Annotated in this window: 20 protein-coding genes and 4 pseudogenes; 14 read left to right on the top strand and 10 right to left on the bottom strand. The window is 66.9% G+C overall.

The window, feature by feature from the left end; all coding sequences use genetic code 11:
• Nucleotides 1–8 precede the first annotated feature (8 nt).
• On the bottom strand, nt 9–533 hold the full coding sequence (locus ACWGI2_RS40350) for an HAD domain-containing protein (RefSeq protein ID WP_453700956.1): 525 nt from the start codon (nt 531–533) through the stop codon (nt 9–11).
• A gap of 1,063 nt (nt 534–1,596) precedes the next feature.
• On the opposite strand from ACWGI2_RS40350, the gene ACWGI2_RS40355 reads away from it, so the two are divergent.
• A complete protein-coding gene (locus ACWGI2_RS40355) occupies nt 1,597–2,283 on the top strand; it encodes a hypothetical protein (protein ID WP_453700957.1) in 687 nt (228 codons plus the stop codon).
• A 355-nt stretch (nt 2,284–2,638) separates the two neighbouring features.
• On the opposite strand, the gene ACWGI2_RS40360 is transcribed toward ACWGI2_RS40355, so the two are convergent.
• From ACWGI2_RS40360 to ACWGI2_RS40370, 3 genes and pseudogenes are all read right to left on the bottom strand, one after another.
• Nucleotides 2,639–2,761: a hypothetical protein gene (locus ACWGI2_RS40360; protein WP_453700958.1), complete on the bottom strand. Its 123-nt coding sequence runs from the start codon at nt 2,759–2,761 to the stop codon at nt 2,639–2,641.
• 177 nt (nt 2,762–2,938) lie between these two features.
• Nucleotides 2,939–3,274 carry a hypothetical protein gene (locus tag ACWGI2_RS40365; protein ID WP_453700960.1) on the bottom strand — a complete coding sequence of 112 codons (336 nt, stop codon included), beginning with the start codon at nt 3,272–3,274 and terminating at the stop codon, nt 2,939–2,941.
• A 259-nt stretch (nt 3,275–3,533) separates the two neighbouring features.
• A pseudogene (locus tag ACWGI2_RS40370) lies at nt 3,534–3,783 on the bottom strand (IS5 family transposase); the annotation flags it as partial.
• A gap of 92 nt (nt 3,784–3,875) precedes the next feature.
• Here ACWGI2_RS40370 and ACWGI2_RS40375 point away from each other — a divergent pair.
• Complete coding sequence (locus ACWGI2_RS40375) at nt 3,876–5,429, top strand: alpha/beta hydrolase (protein ID WP_453700961.1); 1,554 nt, start codon at nt 3,876–3,878, stop codon at nt 5,427–5,429.
• 145 nt (nt 5,430–5,574) lie between these two features.
• Here the strand turns inward: ACWGI2_RS40375 and ACWGI2_RS40380 are convergent, their stop codons facing one another.
• Entirely contained in the window at nt 5,575–6,018 is a 444-nt protein-coding gene (locus tag ACWGI2_RS40380; RefSeq protein ID WP_453700963.1) for a peptide deformylase, read from the bottom strand.
• Here ACWGI2_RS40380 and ACWGI2_RS40385 point away from each other — a divergent pair.
• Nucleotides 5,987–6,866 (top strand): annotated as a pseudogene (locus tag ACWGI2_RS40385) (IS5 family transposase). The gene ACWGI2_RS40380 and the pseudogene ACWGI2_RS40385 overlap by 32 nt on opposite strands.
• On the opposite strand, the gene ACWGI2_RS40390 reads toward ACWGI2_RS40385, so the two are convergent.
• Nucleotides 6,818–7,564, bottom strand: coding sequence for a hypothetical protein (locus ACWGI2_RS40390; RefSeq protein ID WP_453701015.1), 747 nt, complete (start codon nt 7,562–7,564; stop codon nt 6,818–6,820). The pseudogene ACWGI2_RS40385 and the gene ACWGI2_RS40390 overlap by 49 nt on opposite strands.
• A gap of 358 nt (nt 7,565–7,922) precedes the next feature.
• Here ACWGI2_RS40390 and ACWGI2_RS40395 point away from each other — a divergent pair, with 358 nt between their 5' ends.
• Nucleotides 7,923–9,140 (top strand): alginate lyase family protein, encoded by a 1,218-nt coding sequence (locus ACWGI2_RS40395; RefSeq protein WP_453700964.1) that lies wholly within the window; start codon nt 7,923–7,925, stop codon nt 9,138–9,140.
• A gap of 102 nt (nt 9,141–9,242) precedes the next feature.
• Here the strand turns inward: ACWGI2_RS40395 and ACWGI2_RS40400 are convergent, their stop codons facing one another.
• The 4 genes and pseudogenes from ACWGI2_RS40400 to ACWGI2_RS40415 form a co-directional block, all read right to left on the bottom strand.
• On the bottom strand, nt 9,243–9,371 hold the full coding sequence (locus ACWGI2_RS40400; protein WP_453700966.1) for a hypothetical protein: 129 nt from the start codon (nt 9,369–9,371) through the stop codon (nt 9,243–9,245).
• 273 nt (nt 9,372–9,644) lie between these two features.
• On the bottom strand, nt 9,645–10,115 hold the full coding sequence (locus ACWGI2_RS40405; RefSeq protein WP_453400491.1) for a hypothetical protein: 471 nt from the start codon (nt 10,113–10,115) through the stop codon (nt 9,645–9,647).
• 607 nt (nt 10,116–10,722) lie between these two features.
• Nucleotides 10,723–10,854, bottom strand: a pseudogene (locus tag ACWGI2_RS40410) (transposase); the annotation flags it as partial.
• A gap of 76 nt (nt 10,855–10,930) precedes the next feature.
• A pseudogene (locus ACWGI2_RS40415) lies at nt 10,931–11,251 on the bottom strand (transposase); the annotation flags it as partial.
• A gap of 268 nt (nt 11,252–11,519) precedes the next feature.
• On the opposite strand from ACWGI2_RS40415, the gene ACWGI2_RS40420 reads away from it, so the two are divergent.
• From ACWGI2_RS40420 to ACWGI2_RS40465, 10 genes are read left to right on the top strand one after another with little or no spacing between them, the layout of a single operon-like run.
• Entirely contained in the window at nt 11,520–11,762 is a 243-nt protein-coding gene (locus ACWGI2_RS40420) for a phosphopantetheine-binding protein (RefSeq protein ID WP_268772101.1), read from the top strand.
• Nucleotides 11,759–12,829: a DUF2332 domain-containing protein gene (locus tag ACWGI2_RS40425; protein WP_453400492.1), complete on the top strand. Its 1,071-nt coding sequence runs from the start codon at nt 11,759–11,761 to the stop codon at nt 12,827–12,829. The genes ACWGI2_RS40420 and ACWGI2_RS40425 overlap by 4 nt, the downstream gene beginning before the upstream one ends.
• The gene (locus ACWGI2_RS40430) at nt 12,826–14,307 is read left to right on the top strand and encodes a class I adenylate-forming enzyme family protein (protein WP_453400493.1); all 1,482 of its coding nucleotides are present in this window, start codon (nt 12,826–12,828) and stop codon (nt 14,305–14,307) included. Before ACWGI2_RS40425 ends, ACWGI2_RS40430 begins: the two co-directional genes overlap by 4 nt.
• 8 nt (nt 14,308–14,315) lie before the next feature.
• Nucleotides 14,316–15,080, top strand: coding sequence for a phytanoyl-CoA dioxygenase family protein (locus ACWGI2_RS40435; protein ID WP_453700968.1), 765 nt, complete (start codon nt 14,316–14,318; stop codon nt 15,078–15,080).
• Nucleotides 15,077–16,318, top strand: coding sequence for an MFS transporter (locus ACWGI2_RS40440; protein ID WP_453400495.1), 1,242 nt, complete (start codon nt 15,077–15,079; stop codon nt 16,316–16,318). Before ACWGI2_RS40435 ends, ACWGI2_RS40440 begins: the two co-directional genes overlap by 4 nt.
• A gap of 2 nt (nt 16,319–16,320) precedes the next feature.
• Complete coding sequence (locus tag ACWGI2_RS40445; protein WP_453700970.1) at nt 16,321–17,187, top strand: hypothetical protein; 867 nt, start codon at nt 16,321–16,323, stop codon at nt 17,185–17,187.
• Nucleotides 17,188–17,236: 49 nt separating this feature from the next.
• The gene (locus ACWGI2_RS40450) at nt 17,237–18,838 is read left to right on the top strand and encodes a condensation domain-containing protein (protein ID WP_453700971.1); all 1,602 of its coding nucleotides are present in this window, start codon (nt 17,237–17,239) and stop codon (nt 18,836–18,838) included.
• On the top strand, nt 18,835–19,896 hold the full coding sequence (locus ACWGI2_RS40455) for an NAD-dependent epimerase/dehydratase family protein (protein ID WP_453700972.1): 1,062 nt from the start codon (nt 18,835–18,837) through the stop codon (nt 19,894–19,896). Before ACWGI2_RS40450 ends, ACWGI2_RS40455 begins: the two co-directional genes overlap by 4 nt.
• Nucleotides 19,893–20,957 (top strand): TauD/TfdA family dioxygenase, encoded by a 1,065-nt coding sequence (locus tag ACWGI2_RS40460; protein WP_453400499.1) that lies wholly within the window; start codon nt 19,893–19,895, stop codon nt 20,955–20,957. The genes ACWGI2_RS40455 and ACWGI2_RS40460 overlap by 4 nt, the downstream gene beginning before the upstream one ends.
• Before the next feature lie 7 nt (nt 20,958–20,964).
• Nucleotides 20,965–22,350, top strand: a complete 1,386-nt coding sequence (locus ACWGI2_RS40465) for a homocitrate synthase/isopropylmalate synthase family protein (protein ID WP_453700974.1) — start codon at nt 20,965–20,967, stop codon at nt 22,348–22,350.
• Nucleotides 22,351–22,357: the final 7 nt, after the last annotated feature.

Raw genomic sequence — 22,357 nt, forward strand, 5'->3', positions numbered from 1 at the left:
GTGGTCCATTAGCCCAGGTGTTGCCGCAACCAGTGGTCGATGGTGGCGAAGTCCTCCTCTGTGATGCCGTGCCGGGCATTGACGCGATGCAGGAGGGCCTGGCCTGGGTGGTGTGCTTCCATCCAGGTCCGGTCAGTGTCTGTGATTTCGTCATCGACCCAGGCGAAGGGGCGTCCGGCTGCCCAGCGGAAGAGGTCGCGGGTCTTCCAGTGGAGCCCGTCCTGCTCGTCTTCGTCGGACGGCTCGGGCCAGTCCACTACGGGCAGTTCCGGCAGGCCCAGCCACGGGGCGAGGCGTTCGTTCGCGTCGGACATCCACGTGGTGGCCCACACCAGCTCGCACGGCAGTGCCATCAGCCGGGGCCCAAGTGACGGATTGATCCTGGTGATCAGCGGATTCGTGTCAGCTTCCTGTACTTGGCGCCCGGTCCGGTAGGTCGGGTATCCGCCTGGAAGCTGTTGCCGCGTCGCCCCGAAGGGAATGAGTGGGCCGTCGACATCAAGAAAGAGAAGAGGCAGCGTAGAACCGATCACGTCTGCACGGTAGCGGTGTTCAGACTCGCGCGACAGCGGTCCGAGCCCCGCCTCCGGGCAGGATGCTTTTCGCTTCCTCAGTCATCATGTGGTCGCCACAGCGTCCAGGCGCCCCGCCCTGCTCAGCCGATAGGAGGCCACGAACCGTGCAGGCGCGGCCCAGCAGGAGCGCGAAACCCGCCGCAAGGAACGCATCCAGCTGTGGTCACAGCACTTCCTGGCTCGGGCGCCTGCTTCCCGGAAGACGACAGTGTTGCCCGCCGTGGTGCGAGAGATGCTCCAGGACGCGCCGCCGATCGTGCACCGCGCCTCCGACGTGCCGGGGGCAAGGTGACGAGCACGAGGGACTCTGAAAGCCATGCGCTCTTCGGCGGGACCGGCCGCCCTGCTGGCAGCGACCACCGACGCGCTCGAGGCCTCCGTCGGCCCTTTCGGTGAGCGGCCTGCCCCACGGTGGCATGAGAGGAATGGGGCTTCGGCAGCCAGGACAGAACCCGTCTCCGACCCCTGCAGTGATGCCGAGAAGGAGGCGCTGGGCGAACAGCGCGCTCAAGCCCGGGGCAGGTTGGGCGACGACGAGCAGGCGTTGCTGTACCGAGGAACCTGCGGGCTGCGCCGGTGTGACGACCTGACATGCCAGGTCCAGCTGGTCAGCCGACGTACTCCAGCTCGTTCCCACAGGTCCGTGCGCTGGTGCAGATGCATGCCGCGCAGCAGCCCGTGCAGTCCCCAGCGGGCGCCGGTGATGGAGCCGGTCTCCGATCGCCGACCGGCTCGACATCGCCGGCACATGGCAGGCCGAGGACGCTCGAAGAGGCCGACGACGGGCAAAGTCACTGCGGCCGAGGAGGGCAGGCCTCATGCCGGCAGGGGAGGTGGTCGCAGCCCTACCACGTCAGGCGCCCTCCGAGGACGAACTACAGTCCTGTTGGAATTCCAGGCGCGACGCGACTGCTGAGCGGAGCCCCGGGCCGGATCCAGCGGCGCCGGACACCACCGCTCGCGCCGCCGCCCGGACGCCGCCGATTTCACCCGGCCGTATCAACGATGGGAAGCAGGGCGCATGACCGTCAGTCTCACCATGTACGACACCCCGCGACCGCGCAGGAGCGCGCAAGCCACCGGGCTCCTGGTGCCGCCTCTGTATCCCGTCCACATCGCGGGTCCGGGAGTGCAGCCCCACGTCCTGGCGCACGTGGAGCGCGAGCTTCCGCCCGGCGGCGTCCCCGCGTACCGCGGCGACCGCAAGAGGGGGGCCCGTTCCTTCCTCCTGTGGGCCGACGAGGGACGTGCGCAGATGCTGGCTCGTCTGGTCACGCAGTCCACCGAGGGGCACTGTGTGACCTATCAGGTGCTTGACGCCTACGGGCAGATCATCGGCACCATTACGCGGCGGAAGGCGTTCAGGGGCGGCGGGTTGCGTGTCCGCTGGACGGTGTCGCAGGCCGGTGTGCCGGACGCCGTGGGCTACAAGGGACGGCTGTTCTGGTGGGCCTTCTGCTGGCTGTTGTCTCCTCTGCTTCCTTTCGCCCTCGTCGCCGCCGTGCTGGATAACGGCGACCTCCCGCGCGCGCCACGGCGCGTGAGATGGCGTGCGGACGGCCAGATAGCTATGGAGCACAAACCGTCGTCCAACGCGGTACTGCTCCGTGGCCCAGGCCTTGATCCCCGGGTCGGCGCCGCGCTCGCGGCGCTGCTGACGTCATTCAGGGGCTGGTATCGGACGTCATGGGACGACCAGAAGGAATAACTGGGTGTTTTGATTCTGGTTTGCTGGCATTAATCGGCTTTGGGTGCGGCTCTGCTGAAGGGAGGGGTCACCGCCTCGGGCCTGTCGGACCCTCCGCGTAGTGCGCGGCATGAACGATCCGATATGGACCGGCGTTCGACAGCGGGTTGAGGCGCTCGGTGCCCTGGCTGACAGCACTGAGGTGTTCGGCATTTCCGCCTCATGGCGGGCCGGAGAGAACAGGACCGGATCGCCCTCGGCCAGCCAGCCCCTGGCGATCAGCCGCTTCGGTCCACCGCCTCGGGCCACTGAGGAGACGATTCCGTCTGGCCGGGGAGGGTGCTCACGGCTGGAGTCCGTCCGGCCCAGGCCTAGTTCAGCCGGTGGAGGTCTCCGGCTGCGATGCGGCGGGAGAGCCTGCCCGGGTGGCTGTGGTGTAGAAGACGGAGGAGCCCTGCATGGTGCGGTGGGCGCGGCCCTTGGCGACCAGGCCTTCCACGGTGGTGCGTACGACGGTGGTCTTGGTGCGCTCGGGGCAGGCCTAGGTGAGTGCAGTGGTGATCTCGGCGGCGGAGCGCGGTTCGTTGCGCTGGCCGAGGTGGCTGTGGATCAGTTCGACCAGCGATGGACCGGACGCTGGCGCGGTCGCCTTCTTCGCGGCGAACTTGGGCGCACTCTAAGCTGGCCTGTCCTGGACCTTGGACTTGGCGGCCGCAGGCTCCTTCGTCCCGGCGGCATCGGAGTATTTCGTACTCGCCCGTGGGCCAGGCACAGCGCCCTTGCGAGGTGTCACCTTCTTGGCGGCGGCCGCCGGGGCGGTGGGGGAGCCCAGTGCCTGCTGCATGCTCAGCAGCACCGCGTGGTCGCTCTCCAGCGCCTGCAACTGCTCCTTCAGCGCCGCGACATCGACCCCGACGCGTTCATGTTCCTTACGGTTGGTCTCCAGGTCCGCGGCTACTTGGGCGGCGTACTGGGCCTGCACTCCGGCAGCTTCCGACTGGATGTCTAGCATAACAGTGACCTTTCGTCAATGCACACGCTCGTGCAGGGTGCAGATCGTGCTAATGATCGGGCGCGCCCTGCTTGGACTACTCGCTGCCCTACCTGCATAGGTGGCAACTCATGTGCGGGTGGGGGGGGGAGGGTACGCGCTTGCGATCGCGAGGTGGGTGCTTTGGGTGAACACCGACCCTGATCTCCAAGGGAGGCGGTGGCCGCTGCCAGGCAAGTAGCGCGCTGATCCGGGGCAGTTGAGGGGCGAGCTGCCGAGGATAGGTCCGCTCGACGACCCAGCGTTGCGGGATCGCCTTGAAGTCTTTGACGCCCGGGGCGCGTTGGATCACTTCCACGTCGATGCCGAGGCGGGCGCCGTCGTCGATGGCTTTGGTGCGGTAGCCGCTGTCGGCCCAGGCTTAGGTCACGCGAGGGTGAGTGGCGGCGATGAGACATCAGATGCATGCCGCCGACGTTGTCGGAAACGCCTGCCGCGGTGACCCAGACAGCCAGGAGCAGGCCGAGGGTGAGGTAGTTCCGCGGGGTGGGGTTGGCCCCAGGCACGATTCGGGGGCGGACCACAGTGAGCCGGAGGTGGCGCCGCGCCTAGCGTGCGGTGCATGAGAATCAACGTGTGTTCACGGGGCGCCGTCGCCGCCGCGGCGATGCTGGCCGTCGGGGCGGGGACGCTGCCCGCCGCGGCCTCGTCCACGGCCTCGTCCACGGCCTCGTCCACGGCCGAGCCTCTCGGCCGGTACTACGATCAGGCCGTCGACTGGCAGGACTGCGCCCTCGGCCCCGATGACACCGCCGGAAAGAAGCTCGACGCCGCGGGCGCCCGGTGTGCCGACATCACCGTGCCACTCGACTACTCCGACCCGGGCGGCCGGACCATCACCGTCGCCATCTCCCGCCTGCGCGCCACCGATCCCGCGCACCGCGTCGGCACGATGCTGCTCAACAACGGCGGACCCGGCGGACCGAGCCTCGAAATGCCGCCCGGCATGGCCGGGTTCATGGGGGAGACCGCCGGGAAGTTCGACCTGATCGGCATGGATCCGCGGTTCGTCGGCCGTTCCACGCCGCTGGACTGCGGCTGGGACGTCGGCTCGATGGTCTTCTCCGCAGGCCGGGACCGGACGGGGTTCAAGCGGTCGGTCACCCGTGGGCGCGACCTCGCCGAACGGTGCCGGCGCACCAACGGTGATGTACTGCCGTACATCACCACCCGTAACACTGCCCGTGACATGGATGTCGTCAGGGCCGCGCTGGGCGAGAAGCGGATCTCGTACTTCGGTTTCTCCTACGGCAGTTACCTCGGCCAGGTCTTCACCGAGCTCTTCCCCGGTCGCACCGACCGCATGGTGCTCGACGGAGTCATCGACCCCGCCAGGTACAGCCAGACGCTCCTGGAGGACTCCACCGCGGCCAATGAACGGGCCTTGCGCGACTGGGCGGCCTGGACCTCGGCGCGCCACAAGACGTACGGCCTCGGCCGCACCCCGACGGCCGTGCTGGCCACGGTGGACCGGATCGAGGAGGCCGCGGCCGAGAAGCCCCTGCGGGTCGGGACGTTCCGCGTCGACGAACACTTCTTGCCGATCGTCTTCTTCGGGGGCCTCGGGAGCGATCTCGACGCGGCCCGGGCCGAACTGGCCACCGCGACCCGCACCCTCGCGCGGGCGGCCGACCGTGAGCGTGTCACGCCGAAACCCTGGCTGACGGGGATGCTGGCGTCCATGACGACCAAGGCCGGGTCGCACCAGGGCAGTGCCCAGGCGGCCATCCTCTGCGGGGATGTCGCGGCCCGGCGCGGGACCGAGAGCTACTGGCGCAACATTCAGGCCGACCGGGCCACGGCTCCCTTCGCGAGTCCCCTGACGCACAACATCACGGCGTGCGAGTTCTGGGACCGCCCCGCCGAGACGCCGACCGTCGTTGACAACGACGTGCCCGCGCTGCTGGTCAACGCCACGGGTGACACCCGGACCACCTACTCCGGGGCACGGCAGGCGCGGAAGCAGTGGTCACGCTCCCGGCTGATCACCGTGCCCGGGGCCAACCAGCACGGTGTTTACGGTGACTACGGCAACGCCTGCGTGGACGGGCAGGTGAACGACTACCTGGCCACGGGCAAGCTGCCCCGGCGCGACCAGGTATGCGACGCCCGGTAGCCGGGTGAACCGCGTGAGCGGCCGCTCCCTGTCCCACGAAGGCGCGGCCACTCAGCTCACAGGTGGCGCCGCCCACTGATCATCCATCGGCGGCGCCCGTCAGGTTGTCACCCCTGCACCCGACGCCTGCCCGTCCCCGCGACGCTCACACTCGCCGCCGGGCGTTTCCGCCGCCGGTGACCATCCGGCGGTACCGGGGGAGCCCGTCGCCGCCCCGGTGCGCGCGTGCGCAGGCCATTGTCTGTGGCCTGGCCATGACCGTGGTGTCGTCCAGCGCGGCGGTCTCCACTGTGATCCGTAGGGGGCCGGGCACCAGGCCGCGGACGTCGAAGAAGGACAGGCAGCCCTCGTACTGCTCGTCCATCTCGTCGGAGTAGGCGGTGATGCGCGGGTTGAGCAGGACGATCGGCGCTGCGTCGGGCTCGGCGGGCTGGACGACGGCCGCCGCCCGTGCGACAGCGATCTGCGGGGCGGCGATCCCCGTGCCCTTGGTGAAGGGTTGGACCTGTCCGATGCGCTCCATAGAGGCGACTAGGCCGTTTCGTTTGGATCGTCTGATCGTTGGTCTGGGCGTGCCGTTGACTGACACGCAGTGGGCGCGGATCGAGCCGTTGTTGCCAGACCGGACGCCGCAGCGGGGTGGCCAGTGGCGGGATCACCGTGAGGCGATCGATGGGTCCACCTGCCCGAGAAGTACGGGAACTGGAGGGGCGTCTACAACCGGCTGCGGATGTGGGCCACCGACGGCACCTGGGAGCGGGTGTTCACCGCGCTCATCGCGCAGGCCGATGCCGAGGAAGACCTCAGCTGGGCCGTCTCGGTCGACTCCACTGTCGTACGCGCTCACCAGCACGCGGCCGGGGCCCGCAAAAAGGGGCCCCGGCTGACGAACCCGATGACAATGCCATCGGCCGGTCTCGCGGCGGACTGAGCACGAAGATCCACCTGGCCTCCGATGCCCACTGCCGGCCACTGGCCTTCGTACTCACCGCCGGACAGGCCGGTGACGCGCCCGCCTTCGCTCACGTCATGGCCCGCCTTCGCGTTCCTCGGCAGCGAGGACGTCCCCGTACCAGGCCGGACGTGGTCCTGGCCGACAAGGCGTACTCCTCCCGCGCGATCCGCGAGCACTTGCGCAAACGCGGAATTCGGGCGGTCATCCCCATTCCGGCCGATCAACGCGACCACCGGCTGCTGCGCGGCAGCCGAGGCGGCAGGCCACCCGCCTTCGACCGCGAGGCATACAAGCAGCGCAACACCGTCGAACGCTGCATCAACCGCCTGAAGCAGTGGCGGGGCATCGCCACCCGCTACGAGAAGACCGCAACCATCTACCTGGCCGGACTCTACGTCGCCGGCATCTTTCTTTGGTCTGCCAGGCCAACGACTCAGGAGCAGGAGCGAACCGCATCGTCCCAGGCACCAGGGCCGCGGTAGTGGTTCTTGTGCCCCGCGGCAAGTACGTGGCGCAGTTCGGCAAGGTGCTGGGTGTTCGGGGGAAGATCCAGCCGGCCGAGGAAGGCCAGTGCGGCAGCCGGCTCCAGGTCGCCGTAGACGTCGTGGAAGCTCGCCAGGAGGCCGCGGAAGACGGCCGAGTGCAGGGTAGGAAGCCGCATGGCGGTGCGGTACGTCAGCTCCTTCACCGTCCAGCGCACCGGTCCCGAACACTCCAGAACCCGACGGGCTCGGCGGAGCAGGGCTTCCGATTCCTCGGCCACCACTCGGTCGATGTCGTTACCGAGAACCTCGGCGAAGGCCGTCGCGGAAGTGGCGTGGTCCTCAAACCAGTCCACCCACAGCGAATAGGTGAGGGCCTCGGCGTCCCGTTCCGCCTCCAGCCGCTGACGGTAGCCGTCCCACAGCACGTCGGCCGGCAGGGGACCCTCCGCGCCCTCGTTCGCGAACCGGATCTCGCACGTGACCCAGTACTCGTCGAGGAGGTCCAGCAGCCCGAAAGCCAACCGCACCTGGTCGGCTGCATCCAGGTCTTCGGCGAACACATCACCGGCCCAGGAGTGCGCCACCTGGTTGGCGGTGAGCAACACGTCCGGCTTCTCGTCGATCACCCACCCGTCGCGCACCCGACTGACGCCCTGATCAGCCAGCCAACGCCGTGCTGCCTCCTCGGCTTGCATCTCCACTCGGGAAGTATGACGAGCCTCGGAAGATCCGAACGAAACGGCCTAGATCAGAGCTGCCGCAACCCGGCCTGGGCTGCGGACATGAAGTTGGCGCTGCGCCCCGGGCCCTGGATGCAGCGCCGTGTCACCCGGCCGTGTCAGGGAACGCGCTTGAGGTGCGGTGGTTTGAGGGGGGGTGACGTTGCCCTTGGCTTTCGCTTCGGCCTTGCGGGCCTTCTCGTCCAGGTGCAGCTGGAAGCGACGCTCGTAGTCGTCTTCGAAGTCGCCGACGTCCGGGCGCATGTCCCTCGGCAGGGCTTTGAGCGGAGTAACAGATCCTGCGCCCCGACGGGGAAGGGGCGAGGCTTCCGCTATGCCGAGACCGTACGCCGTCGTACCGCGCACTACCGCCTTCGTTCGCGTCATCGCCCGGCGGACCGCTCCCGTGGTCGCCTCCGTGCTCCTGGCGCCCCTGCTTACCGCGGCCGCACACCCCGCCGAGCCGACGCCTTTCGCGCACCCCGGAGTGCACGTCGGCCGCACTCAACTCGACGCGGTCCGCGAGCGCGTGCGCTCCGGGCAACAGCCGTGGCGAGCGGCGTACGACGCCATGCGCCGCAGCCGGTACGCAGTCCTGGACCGCCGCCCGCGACCGTACAAGATCGTTGCCTGCAAGCCCTACGCCAAGCCGCCGGCCTGCACGGCGGAGCGCGAAGATGCCATCGCCGCGTACACGCACGCCCTGCTCTGGTACGTCACCGAGGAGCAGGCGCACGCGGACAAGGCTAGGCAGATCATGGACTCCTGGTCGGCCGTCATCAAGGACCACACAGAGGGCAACTCGGGCCTGCAGGCCGCCTGGGCGGGGTCGACCTGGGCCCGGGCCGCGGAGATCGTGCGGCACACCGGTGCCGGGTGGCCGCAGCAGGACGTGGACCGCTTCTCACGGATGCTGCGCCACGTGTACCTGCCCGAGCTCTCCGGCAAAGTCGCCGACTACAACGGCAATTGGGACCTGGCGATGACCGACGCGGCTGTCGGGATCGCCGTCTTCCTCGATGACCGCAAGTCCTTCGATCAGGCGCTGAGTCGCTTCCGGGCCCGGGTGCCCGCCTACTTCTATCTCCGCTCAGACGGAAAGCTCCCGGTCCCGCCGCCGGGCGGCACAGTGAAGACGCCGCAGCAGATCAGGACGTACTGGTTCGGACAGAAACGGTTCGTGAACGGCCTGGGGCAGGAGTCCTGCCGCAACTTTAAGCACGTCGGGTACGCCCTCGCCGCGACGTCCCATATCGCGGAGACGGCCTGGCACCAGGGGGTGGACCTGTCCGGTTTGGTCCGTGAACGCCTGGCCGCGGCACTGGAGTTGCACTCCCGGTACCAGCTCGGCGAGAGGATGCCGAAGTGGCTGTGCGGCGGAAAGCCGGAGCTGACGATGGGCCCTGACCTGGAGGTGGGTGTCAACCATTTGGGAAACCGCCTGGGCGAGCCACTGCCGCAGACACGCAAGCTGGCAGCACGGATGCGACCGGCCGGGACGGACGACTTGTTCGTGGCCTGGGAGACCCTGACACACGCCGAGAACCCTTAGTCGATGTCCTGCATCAGGAGGCACGACTCGTTTGGCTGGATCGTGTCAGCCCGGGGCTGCGGCACTCAGAGGGTCTGTCGGATCAGGTGATGTCGAGGGTTGTCAGGGGCGGGTGGCGTAGCGGCTGTGTTTGCGCAGGCCGGTAGTGATGGTGTCGTAGCCGGTGAGGCGGAGTGCGCCGATGGCTAGTTCGCGCAGTGTGGCCGTGGCCTGGCGTCCTTTCCGTGGCATGAGCCGGTGCTGGCTCGACGTGATGTCCCAGAGCGTGTCGGGTACGGCGGCGATCCGAAATTCGGGCCGGGTCGGCGTGGCTGGAATGGACGCGCAGCATGTCGTTGGCTCTCCCCGCTGAGCGCGAGGGGCGGGGTCGCAGCGTGAGAGATCAGGAGGTGATAACCGTGTCCTCAATCCGTACGGGGGCCGGCCAGGGGCGGCGGGCAGGTGCCCCTGGCCGGAGCGAGAGCGCGATGGTTCGCTTCGGGCAGGGAACCGGAGCGGACACGGTCAGTTGCAGGCGTGGCCCCAGCCCATGTCGGGGCGCCAGGTCTTGGTGCTCGCGGTCCCGCCCTGCTTCTTCCAGGTGAACTTCGCCTGTACCTGGAAACTGTTCGTCGGCCACCTGCATGGGTTGACCGATGAGGTGCCTGCCAGGTCTTGGGTGCGGTGCCAGCCGTCGTCGTCCTTGGCGGACTTCACCGTCAGTGTCCTGGTGCCGTTGAAGCGCAGGAGCTTCACGTCGTTGACCTTGACCGTGTAGTTGCCGCCGCCGGCGATGTCGGTGATCTTCGCTCGTGCCCGGTATGTGTCGGCCTCGTCGTCCCACCACACGGTCGCACAGCGCTTGACCTGCTTGCCGTAGCACTCCCAGGTGCTGTCCGCGGACGCCATGGACGGTGTGAAGACGATCGATGCGCCCACCGCTGCGACGGTGAGCCCACCAGCCGTACCGATCCGGCCGAGTTGCTTGAGCCTCATGAGGTTCCCTTCCAATGTCCCGCGGCCGTTGGACGGCCGCCGGGTCTTAAGCGCTGGCGACGGGAACGCTAGCGGGGAATCCGGGGTGAACCGTGAGGCGTGCGGTGCTGTTGCGCAGCCGTGACAACGTCCGGATTCGGCTGCCGCCGCCAGCCGACCGAGCCCCAGATCTTCAGGGCGCGAGCGACGGTCGGCCAGGAGGTGACGTCTGGGCAGTACCCGGTGCGGTGGTTGGTGACTTCACTCTCAGCCCACCGGCCTGCCTTGCGAACGAAGCTGAGGTCAGCGGCGCGGATTGCGCGCCCCGCGTTTGGGTTCGGGCGCGGGGACGCAGCCTTCTGGGATGGCGTGTGGAAGGAGAAGGCCCGCAGCGTTGCCCGGACACCTCGTGCGGGACGTGACGCCGCCTGCGGCGCGGGGCTCTGGGGTGCGAAGCCCGGCCGGGCGTGGGGGCTTGGCGTCGGTGCGGCAGTCGTGAGCGTGTTGCTCGTCGCGCTGATCATCGTCGTGGCGCCGCGCCATCTCCTGGCCTGGGACACTGCCGGCGCCCACGTTCCGGACCGCGCGAAGGCAATCAACGACATTCGGACCACGCTGCTGCGGGGGCTCCGGTGTGCAGCACGAACAGGGTCCCGCACAGGGCCTGCCGGTCCGGGACCCGAGGTCGGCCCTGCACCAGCTTCGGTGCTGGTGCGGGCAGCAACGGCTCGATGAGCGACCACAGTTCATCTGGCACGATCCACGGCCGCGACTGATGCTTCGCCACAACCAGACCAACGAGCGAAGATGCCAACAGTCACATGATCAACAGGTTTTGTTGGAAACAGTAAACGGCGGGCCTTCTCCCGCACCTGGCAACGATGGAGTTCCTGAATCTGCTGGTCAAGGCAGTCCTCTCGCCAGAGCGTGAAGTAGTAGAACACAGCCGACCAGACCGGCAGGTCATGAGGTAGATAGCGCTACTGGCAGCCCGTCCGGTTCTGGAAGATCGCGTTGACGACCTCCCGCAGGTCGCAGGATCCGGGATCTCCGGTCGCCGACCGGGCCACCCGGTCCTGCTTCCAGGCCGTGATCATCGGCTCGAGTAACACCCACTGTGCGTCCGATAAGTCGCTGGGGTACGGCTCCCTGTCCATGCCTCGCATCTCAACATTGACATGCCCACCGGGCGTCCCGTGCAGGGATCAGTAACACGATCGAGCGATCATGAACCAGGGAAGATCGGACTTAACATCCACCGAGGGGGACCTTAAGTTGACGATCATTCAACGGTCATGCGCGCCGCCATTACCGTGCATCAGCCGGTCGGTGAAAGGGGGGCCGGGCGGATCGGCGGGGCGCGGTGGGAGTACTCCGTACCGTCCCTGAGGCCGGTAGGCAGCTGACGCGGGGAGGAGAACAACGATGGATGAAGAGACCTTCTACGAGGAGAGCAAGAAGTATCTACGCGAGATTCTGGGCGAGGCCGACCTGGAGCTCGCCTCGGATACCGAACTTCTGGACTCCGGCTTGCTCGACTCACTGTCGACACTGGAGTTCTTCTTCTTCATTGAGGAAGTCAGGGGCGCGCCGATCGATCCGGAGGAGGCCAGTCCGGAGTCGATCTCCACGCTGCGCAACGCCTACAAGCTGGTGCAGTCGGCATGACACTCACCGTGGAGCAGGTGCACGCGGGCTGGGCCTGGCAGCGGGAGATCTGCAGGCAGGCCGGGTCGGTCGGCTACGTAGGGGTGATCACGGGGGTGATGGACCAGCTCGGTCGCGACCCCCGGCTCACCGAGTTGCTCACCTCGGACACGCGGGACCCCATCCAGTCTGCTCAATGCCTGAGGCTGCTGGGCGCGGTCAACCGGGTGGCCCTGGCGGAGAACCCCTCTTGGATCACGGACTACTACCCGGTTTTCGGCGGGCGGTGCGATGTCGATCGACTCGTTCCGGCATTTCTGGCCTTCCTCCAGGACCGGTTGCCGGCGGTGCAGCGGGAGCTGTCCGCCAGTGTGCAGACCAATGAGGTGGGACGAGCGGCTCCGCTGTCCGCCGCGATCAATTACGTGGCCGAGGCGACAGGAATGCCGGTCCGGCTGCTCGAGGTCGGTGCGAGCGCCGGTCTCAACCTCCTCATCGACCGGTACTTCGTCGCCGCGGGCGAGCGGAGCTGGGGCCCCCCGCGCTCGGCCTTGCGGCTGACCGGGCAGTTCAAGGACGGCGATCCGCCGACCGGAGCCCCGAAGGTCGTCGAACGCCGAGGCTGCGACCTCAACCCGATCGACGCGCGAGACCCGAGGTGCATGGACCTCTTGAGGTCGTTCGTGTGGCCTGAGCACGTCGAGCGCATGACCCGGCTCAACGCGGCGCTCGAGATCGCACGGTCCGCTCCCCCTGTCCCGATCGATGCGGACGAAGCCTGCTCGTGGGCCTCTCAGCAGCTCGCCACCCGCCCGGCGGGCCAGGCCACCGTGCTCTACCACTCCATGGTCCTCACGTACTTCGATGACGCCGAACGTGCCAAGTTCGCCGACCTTGTCCGTGCCCACGGCGCCGGTACCACCGCCGACCGGCCGCTGGCCTGGATTTCCATGGAGCCGAACGAGGACGACTCGACCGTGGTCGAGGTCAGCTGCCAGCTGTGGCCCGACGGGCGGCGCCTCCTGCTCGCCCGGTGCACGCCGCACGGCGGCGAGGTGCGGTGGGCCCCGTCGGAGATCCCGGCATGAGTGCGGACACCCTGCTGGAGATCTACGAGCGTCAGGCGGCGAGTACGCCGGACGGCGAGGCGCTCGTCTACGCCCGCGCTCCCTACGAAGGGACCACGCTGACCTGGCGTGAGCTGCTGGAGCGCAGCCGGGAGCTCGCACCGAAGCTGCGGGAGGCCGGACTTGGCCCGGGCGGCCGCTGCGCCGTGGTCATGATCGACCACCCGGACGTTCTTCCCGGTGTGCTCGCCGTCTGGCAGGTGGGCGGCGTGCCGGTCCTCCTGGACAACCAATGGGGGCGCACCACCACTCGCTCGGTGCTGCGGCTGAGTGCCGTTGAGACGATCTTTGACGCGGCCCGTGGTACCTGCGAGAGAGCTCCGGCCGCCGGCGCGGATTCTCAACCGTTACCGAGGGATACCGCGCTGCTCAGCTACACCTCGGGCTCCACCAGCGACCCGAGGGGAGTGGTGCTGACGCACAGCCAGCTGCTCCATGCCTATCGGGCCGGCGGTGCCGCGCTGACCGCGCTCCTGGGGCAAAGGCGGCACCGCTTCGGCGCCACCATGCGTATGTCAGGTCTTGGCATCCTCGGTATGAACTACCTGTGGCCCGCTGTCATGGGGTTACCTGTCACGGTCCTTCCCGAGCTCTCCGTTGCCTCAGCGAAAGGCTATTGGGCGAGGCTCAGAGAACATGACGTTGACGTCACCTATCTGGTCCCGCCGCTCGTCGATCTCCTCACCAAAATGTCGGTGGATCCCGGAGCCGAACACGGGGAAACCATCGCCTGTCTCTCGGGGGGCGCACCCCTCTTCGAGCAGTCGCAGCGGGCCATCCAGGAGAACTGCGGGGCTGTGCTCCTGAATGTCTATGGCCTCACTGAAGTCTCCTTCGCCGCCTTCTTCGGTGATATCGGACCTGACGGGAGAGCGACACACTCCATTGGCCGGCCCGCGACCGTGGCAGCGAGGCTGCGGTCAGCGGACGACAGCATCGTCGTCGGCCCGGGCGAAGGCGAACTCGAACTGCACGGGGCAGCGGTGAGCCACGGCTATTACGCAAACGACACCGCGAACAAGGATTTGTTCCGGGAGGGCTGGGTCAGAACCGGTGACCTCGCCAGCAGAGACGCAAGCGGCCGCTACTGGATCACCGGTCGGCACAAGGACGTGGTGCTCAGAGGGGCCTTCACGGTCTACCTGCATGAGATCGAAGAGGCGGCCAACGGGCATCCCGGGGTGCTGGAATCGGCGGCCATTCGCGTTCAGCTGCGTACCGGTGAAGATGTGGGGCTGCTCGTGCGAGTGGCACCAGGACCGGATGCGGAAACCACCACCGCGGACCTACGTAAACACCTCGCTCTGGAGTTGGGGGACCAGCGGACACCGCGCCGCATCGTCAAAACGACGGAACCACTTCCCCGACTGGCACAGCACAAGATCGACCGTCGCGCCGCCCACGCGCGATGGCATGCGCTGAACACGCCTAACGCCTAGGAGTGAACATGACCGCAGCAAGCTTCGAGCTGGACTGGGCAAAGTTCCGACGGAATGGCTTCCTCGAACTCGGACCTCGCCTGAGTGAAAGTGACCGGCTGGCCGTACTCGAGCACTTCGACAAGCTGGATGCGGCGGACCGGATTCCTCCGGGCTATCAGGCGCAATACGACGAGCAGGGCGAAACCCGCAGGTTGCGCAAACTGCGTCGGCTCCTGTGGAACGACAAGAAGCTCTTCGCGCCGATTCTCCACCGGATGGGGGCGCTCGACCTGGCGGAAACGCTCATAGGTCCGAGTGCCGTGGCGATCCTCCATGCGGCCTTCCTCAAGCCGGCCCGCATCGGCACGCACGTCGCGCCTCATCAGGATCAAGCACTGTGGGAGCGTCACCTCCCCGGCGCGTTCAACATGTGGGTCGCCCTGACCGACGTGTCACCTGCCAACGGCGGCCTGCACGGCTACCCGGGCTCGCATGTCCATGGTGTGATCGAACACCGCGACGACCCCGATCACCCGTGGCACGAAACCTTGAGCTACAAAGTGCCCGAACTCGCCAAGCGGCACGACTTCTTGCTCAAGCCCGGCGATGCCGCGATGTGGGAAGCCACCTTCGTGCACGGGAGCGAGCCGAACACTTCCGACGAGGACCGCCGGGGCATGGTCGTCGTCTTCGCGGACAGCGCCGTGGCGAATTTCCGTGAGCGTGACGTCATGACGCTCGATCAGATACGTTCCCTCGCCGCGCCTGGAGCCAAGACGGAGTCGCGTTGACCAACGACGGGGTCCAGGTCGAGGAGCGGAACACCAACCCCACACTCTGGGTTCGGGGTTTCCGACTCTTCTTCATGGCCAGGACCACGTCGCTGCTGGGAGACGCGGCACTCCCGGTCGCGATCACTGCCGCCATGCTGGAGGCCGGCTACGGCATCTCGGGTGTGGGATACGGGCTGGCCGCGCATCTGGCGCCTTTCGCGGGATTCATGATCTTCGGCGGGGTGCTGTCGGACCGGCTCGGCGCGCGGCGACTGATGATCTTCGCGGACTTCGTGCGCCTGGCTGTCCAACTCACCCTGGCCGGCCTGCTGCTGGCCGGACGACCGCAGCTCTGGGTGATCCTCGCCTTGCTGGCCATGCTCGGCACCGGCGGTGCGCTGTTCCAGCCGGGCGTGGCCAGCGTGACCCCCAGGCTCGCGTCCGACGTGCAGCGAGCCAACGCCGTCCTGCGCATCGCGGAGTCGTCCACTGTCGTCTTCGGTCCGGCGGTCGCCGGTGGGCTGCTGGCGTTGATGGAGCCCGCCGCCGTGATTGCCTTCGATGCCCTGACGTTCGGCGCCAGCGGCTGCTGCCTGCTGCTGCTGCGCTTGGCGCCCCTGCCCGCGCCCGATGGGCCGAAGACCTCGCTGCGAAGCGATCTCTTCGTCGGCTGGCGCGAGTTCGTGGCGCGGCGGTGGCTGTGGCAAGTCGTAGCGGTCTGGATGCTGTGGCAGCTGGGCTCCTGGGGGCCGACCCTGACCCTCACCAACGGCATCCTGGTCGATCGGCTCGGCGCTCCGACCTTTGGCCTGGTCATGTCCGCCATGGGGCTCGGCAGCGTGCTGGGCGGAGTGATCGCGATCAAACTGCGTCCGATGCGACCGCTTCGTGCGGCCACCATCGCGATGTTCTTCTACGTGCTGATTCCCCTGAGTTCGACATTCGACCTGTCGGCTCCGATGCTCGGCGCTTGCTATTGCGTCGGCGGGGCGAGCATGGCGTTCTGGGGCGTCATGTTCCACACCAGCGTGCAGACGCACGTACCGGTCCAGTTCCTTGGTCGAGTGCACGCCTACGACGCGGCGGGCTCGCTGATGATGAAGCCGGTGGGGCAGGCGCTGGCCGGCCCCATGGCCGGAGTCGTAGGTGCCGTTCAGCTACTCCATTTCGCGACCGGCATAGGCATCGTGGTGTGCCTCATTCTGCTGTCGCTGCCCGCCGTCCGTAATCTCTCTCGGAGCGAGGGTGTGGGATAAACATGCGCATTGACATCGCCAGCAGGGCTTCCCTCGGAGCCGTGCAGAATGAGGATTTTGCCGCTGCCGCGCTGCCGGCCATGGGACGCGGTGGCGTGGCCGTCGTGCTCGATGGCGTCAGCGCGCCCGTCGCCCCTGGAACGGGATGCTCACACGGCACGCCGTGGTTCACCACCTCGGTCGGCGGAAGCCTGCTGGAGCTCGCCGCCAGGATGGACCGGTCCTTCGCCCAGTGTCTGGCCGATGCGATCTCCAGGACGACCGAGCAGCACTCCGGAGTATGCGATCTCGGGCATCCGCGCACACCGCAGGCGACGCTGGCGGCGGTCCGCTGGGACGTGGACCACCTCGAGTACCTGGTTCTCGGCGACAGCGAGGCGATGCTGGAGACCACGGTGGCAGCCACGGCTCAGGTGCACTTCCTCCGCGACATTCGCGTAGAGGCCGTCAGGGAACGGCCGGACATGCGGGCCTGGCGGGCTCGGCTTGATGCCCTTCCCATCGGATCCGATGAGTGGGAGCGCACCACCAAGGAATATCAGGAATTTGGTGACGCCTTCCGAAATGCCAAGGGGGGCTTCTTTACGGTGGCCGCCGATCCGGGTGTGGCCGAGGAGGCGGTGAACGGACGCTTCTCGATGACCGAGGTCGCTGGTGCCGCGCTGGTAACAGACGGCGTGACGCAACTTACCGACATATTCGGCCACAGCGACCGCCACGAAATCTACCGATCGCTCAGAGCGGCCAGTTGCCAGGAGGTCATCGACAAGACCAGGGTGCTGGAGCTGGCCGATGAGTCAGCTACCAGATTTCCCCGCAGGAAGGCCTCGGATGATGCGACCGCAGTCATGATCGAGTTCTCTGAGTAACCGTCGTTTCGCTGAGTGGCCGCCGTACTGCAGGAAAGTTGGATGCGATATGAAGGAAGACGACAACCTGCTGGAACTCAATCCATCCCAGCTGCGAAACCACCGCAACTGGACTGACGCCGAGCTGCCGGAACGAGTTCAGACCCTCGTCCTCTCGCCGGTCGAGGACATTTCCCTGGACGCCGCGACGCAGGCACTGAGCGAACTGATCAGCGCGCACGAGGGACTCCGCAGCCGCCTGTGCCACGACGACGACGGAATCCCGCGGCAGCGGGTGGTATCAGCACGTGAGGCACTCGCCGAGATCCACGACTGCATCGAGACGAGGCCCTACGGGCCCGACGAGAACCTTTGGGGCACGGTTCCGGTCCAGCCACGGGAGTCGTCCGTCAAAGCGGTGTTCTACCTCGTGCGGGACCGCGTGACGGCGATCAAACTGAGCCTTTCGCACGTCTTCGTCGATTCGCTCGGCAAGCAGGCGGTGACCGCGCACCTGGCCGAGTTGCTGCGGAAGAACGGCAGCGCCGCGCGCAGCATCACACCGCAGGCGAGCACCTATGCGAAGGGCAACGAGCATCCGGATGTTCAAGAGAGCACCGCGTACTGGAGATCGGTGCTCGCGAACGCCCCGCGGTCTTGCACGTACGGTGCGGCAGAGCGGCCGGAGACCGAGCAGGCTCAGGTGAGTCAGGTGCCGTTGGACCGGGATACGTCGGACCGCCTGATGGTGACCTGCCGCAGGTTGCGTGTGTCTCCGCAGACGGCGTGGGTGGCCGCGCTCAGCACGGTGGTTGGCCTGTTGTCGGGCCAGCATCGCCACACGTTCAAGACCACCCACGGGAATCGTGCGCTGCCGGCGGACTTCCGGGCCGTTGCGCAGATCGCACAGCCCTTCTTCTGTGTCGTGGACGGTGATCGTGAGGACACCCTCCGCATGAGACTGGAGAAGTCGGGCAAGGTGCTCGACGCGGCCAACGGAAACACCATGTACGACGCGAACGCACTGCTGGACTGGCTCAATTCCGAGGAGCGCTCCAGCGGCTCGGTGTTCCAGCCCGCCTTCGAAGTGAACTACGTACCGACGATCCGTCGCGCACACGCGTCGTTTCTCTACGGACCCGCTCCGGAGCAGCTGCGGAACGTGACGATGCGATACGACCCGGCCGCGGGTAAGCCGGACCTCGCCCTCACCATTCGCCACTTGCCGGAGCCTCTCCTCCTGCTCACCGTGCGCGGGCCGCTGTGCGCGGAGAGGGATGCGCGGAAACTCCTGGACCACGGACTCACGTTCCTCGAGGCGCTGGCCGAACATCCCGACCTGCCCATCGCAGAGTTGGGGATTCCGGAACTCGGCGCGCGGGGCTCGCTGCTGTACGGGCACCGAAGTGAGGTCGCCATCGATCCAGAGATGACCAGGCGGTTGGTGCTTTCCGCGCCCGGCGTCACGAGTTGCGAACTGACTCCCCGGCACGCAGAAGACGGCTCGATGGTGCTGCACGCGCGGCTGACGGTGCGCGGTGCGCCGGACGAGAAGGAACTGCGAGCACAGTTGCGCCGAGCGCAGCCGTGGTACGCGGGTGCCATTGTTCCTGACGTGCTTGCCATCGAGCCTCACAGCGAGGGAGCCGGAGAATCCAGGGAGGGAGCGTGAGACGAAGGGTTCTGATTACCGGAGGCTGTGGGTACGTCGGATCTGCCCTGGTGAAAAGGCTGGTTCGGGACGGGGGGTATCACGTTACCGTTCTCGACAACGGGCTGATTCCGGGCTGGCGCATGGAAGGAGGCCCCGTTGACTATATCGAAGGCGATGTTCGCGACCTCGCTGATTGGTCAGCGGTGCTGAAGAACGTGGACTGCGTGGTTCATCTGGCAGCAGTCGTAGGTGATCCGGCCTGCAGCATCAATACCCAGTTGACCTGGGAGGTCAACTACCTTGCCACCGTGCGGCTGGCCACGGAGTGCCGCAAGGCCGGGGTGGCCCGCTTCGTCTTCTCCTCGACCTGCAGCAACTACGGTGTCGTAGACGAGGTGGCGGACATCTACTCACCTCTGCAACCGCAGTCGGATTACGCGGAATCCAAGGTCCGCGCCGAACATCATCTCCTGGTGAGTCAGGATGTCGGATTCACGCCTGTCATTGTCCGGCTCGCCACACTGTACGGGTTGGCGCCTCGCATGAGATTTGACCTTGCGGTGAACGTGATGACGGCGAACGCGGTCCATAACAGCAAGGTCGAAGTCCATGGCGGAAAACAATGGCGGCCATTCCTCCACGTCAACGACGCGGCGAAGGCGCTGCAACTGGCAGTAGAAGCAGGCGCCACACCCTCCGTGCCGCAGGTGTACAACTGCGGCTCCGCTACAGACTGCTACCAACTCGGTGACATCGGTCGGTTGATCGCGGCCGAGGTGCCAGGAGCTGAACTCGTCACGCTGGATTCCGCTACCGACGTACGTGATTACCGGGTCAGCTTCGACCGCATAGAGAAGCGCATCGGGTTTCGCGCGGACCTGAGAGTCGTCGATGGCATCAGAGAGATGAGAGATTCACTCACCGCAGGCGAGTTCGCCGATTACGCCCATGAGCGCTACAGCGACCATCTGTCCGTGTCCGCGTCCGTCCAGCGCGGTGATCCGGCTGGACGGTGCCGGTCCGGCCTGGGGCATCCGGACGTCACGCCTGATTGCCGCGCAGGAAGTGGTGTATGACCGAGACACGCAGTGCACCGACAGCAGTAGCGGGAGACTGGCTCGGGGCGGACCTGGCCGCTGACCCTGAACAGTGGCGCCTCCCCATTCCGCAGCAAGTCGCATACGAACTGCTCATGCTGGCCCGCGATTTCCTTGACGAGGCAGCGGAGAAGAACCCCAACGCATCGCCTCCCCCGGCCGGGCCCGCAACACGTTCCCTGATCGGGCACGTACACCGGCGTCTCGCCGGTTTCCCCGGCTTCGTCCAGATCACCGGTTTCCCGGTGGACGCCGAGTTCGAACTGGTGGAAGCAGCGTATTGGCTGTTCGGCAGGTTGATCGGCGCGCCCGTTTCGCAGACACGTGCAGGAAACTTCATCGCCCGGGTCGAGGATCAAGGGGCGAAGATCGCAGTTCCCACCCAGCGTGGCCACCATAGTTCCAGCGCCCTCGCATTTCACGCCGACCGTACGGACGCCATCGGACTGCTGTGCATCCGCGCCGCCGCCGAGGGCGGACACAGCCAACTGGTCTCGAGCAAAGCCCTCCACAACCTCATTTTATGCGAACGTCCCGATCTGCTGGCGGTGTTGTATCAGGCGTTCCCGCACGACCAACGAGGCGAGGCCCCTCCGGGTCGTCCCGACTGGTGTGAACTTCCGGTGTTCAGCCAGTTCGCAGGGGATTTCTCAGCCCGCTATGTGCGGCGCTTCGTCGAAGGATCCCAGCGTCATGCGCGGGCACCGCGGCTGACCGCCGAGCAGGTCGCTGCCATGGATTTCATGGACGAGCTGCTCCACCGGAAGGGAGTGGCGCTGCAGATGGAACTGCAGCCAGGTGACATGCAATGGATCAACAACTTCCACATCCTGCACGCCAGGAGTGCGTTCCGTAATGCCGCCGGTCCTGACGAGGGCAGGTTGCTTCTACGGTTGTGGCTCTCTTTTGCGGGGAGCCCTGCCCTGCCGCCCGAATACGCCGACATGTACGGCAATACCACCGGCGGCGCGTACCGGGGCGGGGTGTGTGCGACGGGTGCTGGTCCGACTTGGGCAACGGAGAGGGGCGACCATGAATGACCGGCCAGTGCGCATCATCGACGCCACGCTGCGTGAAGGAATGCAGGCTGCCAACGGCGCCTTCACCAAAGAGCAGAGCGTGGAAGTGGCTCGATGTCTCATAGCGTGCGGCGTCGACACGGTGGAATGCGGGCACCCCGCGATCGGCCAGCATGAGCAGCTTCGGGTGGCAGCGGTAGTGGAAGCCAGTGGTGCGGTGCCTGTTCTCGCACACGCCAGGGCGAACAACAACGACGTCGACGCGGTGGCCAAGACCGGTGCCGACTGGGTGGGCATCTTCCTCGGGGTCAACGAGATTTCACTCAACAGCAGGCTCCCCGGCTACAGCAGAGACGACGTGCACCGCAAAATCGACGAGTCCGTCGGATACGCACGTCAATTGGGCCTGCAGGTGCGGTTCACCGTCGAGGACAGCAGCCGTACCGACTTCGACCTGCTGGTGGAGACGTACACCAGAGCGATCAAAGCGGGCGCTGACCGGATCGGTATCGCCGACACCGTGGGGGTGCTGGAACCGGGGAGAACGGGCGAACTCGTGCGGAGGCTGGTGTCGAGCGGCCTTGACGCTGAGATCGAGGTGCACCTGCACGACGACAGAGGACTCGCCCTCGCCAACGCACTCGCAGCCATCGACGCCGGCGCCACCTGGGTTTCCACCTCGGTCAACGGGCTCGGAGAGCGGGCCGGAATCGTTGATCTGGGCGCGCTGCTCGCCAACCTCGACCACCGGGGCACCCGCACGTGTGCGAACGGTCAGCGGCTGCGCGACCTCAGCCGTCGCGTCGGCGCCTACTCCCGGTCGGCGCCGGATGACCGACGGCCCGTCGTGGGCAAGAACGTCTTCCGCCATGTGTCCAGGCTCCATCTCATGGCGGTGGATCGCGATCCTGCCTCCTACGAGTGGATCGCTCCTGAACTGTTCGGAGCCGAACGGGTCATCGGCGGAGACGGACTGCCGAGGACTCCGGCCGAGTGGATCGTCAAGCCGCCGGTCGTGTCCGCGACGGAACTGCGTCACCACCGCGCAGGACCCGGCGACCGGTTCGTCCTGGTGGACGACAGGTTTGTCACCGGCGCCGGCCAGTACTGCATCGCCCGCCGCATCCCCGAACTCGACAGCTATGGCGCCGGGCATGTCGATGGCCATGTGCACCACTGCGACAGCCTGTTCGTCTTCCTCGGCACCCAGGAGAACTACCAGGGGCTCGAAGTGGACGTGCACCTGGGTGAGGAGTCCTTTCGGGTGTACAGTCCGGCCGCGGTGTTCATCCCCGCGGGGGTGCGGCACAGCTACCAAGTAATCGCCGGTTCCGGCACCTACCTCAACCATGTGCTGGCCGGCGACTACAACAGCAGTCTCCTCGACCCGCCGCCCTGCGGCAGCCGGGACTGACCGTGTG

The organism is Streptomyces sp. NPDC054866 (assembly GCF_053610745.1).

What these genes read in the sequence shown, in the direction of transcription:
- ACWGI2_RS40355 (WP_453700957.1), top strand. Translation starts at nt 1,597, where the DNA reads ATGACCGTCAGTCTCACCATGTACGACACCCCGCGACCGCGCAGGAGC.
- ACWGI2_RS40365 (WP_453700960.1), bottom strand. Translation starts at nt 3,274, where the DNA reads ATGCTAGACATCCAGTCGGAAGCTGCCGGAGTGCAGGCCCAGTACGCC.
- ACWGI2_RS40375 (WP_453700961.1), top strand. Translation starts at nt 3,876, where the DNA reads ATGAGAATCAACGTGTGTTCACGGGGCGCCGTCGCCGCCGCGGCGATG.
- ACWGI2_RS40390 (WP_453701015.1), bottom strand. Translation starts at nt 7,564, where the DNA reads ATGCAAGCCGAGGAGGCAGCACGGCGTTGGCTGGCTGATCAGGGCGTC.
- ACWGI2_RS40395 (WP_453700964.1), top strand. Translation starts at nt 7,923, where the DNA reads ATGCCGAGACCGTACGCCGTCGTACCGCGCACTACCGCCTTCGTTCGC.
- ACWGI2_RS40400 (WP_453700966.1), bottom strand. Translation starts at nt 9,371, where the DNA reads ATGCCACGGAAAGGACGCCAGGCCACGGCCACACTGCGCGAACTAGCC.
- ACWGI2_RS40405 (WP_453400491.1), bottom strand. Translation starts at nt 10,115, where the DNA reads ATGAGGCTCAAGCAACTCGGCCGGATCGGTACGGCTGGTGGGCTCACC.
- ACWGI2_RS40420 (WP_268772101.1), top strand. Translation starts at nt 11,520, where the DNA reads ATGGATGAAGAGACCTTCTACGAGGAGAGCAAGAAGTATCTACGCGAG.
- ACWGI2_RS40425 (WP_453400492.1), top strand. Translation starts at nt 11,759, where the DNA reads ATGACACTCACCGTGGAGCAGGTGCACGCGGGCTGGGCCTGGCAGCGG.
- ACWGI2_RS40430 (WP_453400493.1), top strand. Translation starts at nt 12,826, where the DNA reads ATGAGTGCGGACACCCTGCTGGAGATCTACGAGCGTCAGGCGGCGAGT.
- ACWGI2_RS40435 (WP_453700968.1), top strand. Translation starts at nt 14,316, where the DNA reads ATGACCGCAGCAAGCTTCGAGCTGGACTGGGCAAAGTTCCGACGGAAT.
- ACWGI2_RS40445 (WP_453700970.1), top strand. Translation starts at nt 16,321, where the DNA reads ATGCGCATTGACATCGCCAGCAGGGCTTCCCTCGGAGCCGTGCAGAAT.
- ACWGI2_RS40450 (WP_453700971.1), top strand. Translation starts at nt 17,237, where the DNA reads ATGAAGGAAGACGACAACCTGCTGGAACTCAATCCATCCCAGCTGCGA.
- ACWGI2_RS40460 (WP_453400499.1), top strand. Translation starts at nt 19,893, where the DNA reads ATGACCGAGACACGCAGTGCACCGACAGCAGTAGCGGGAGACTGGCTC.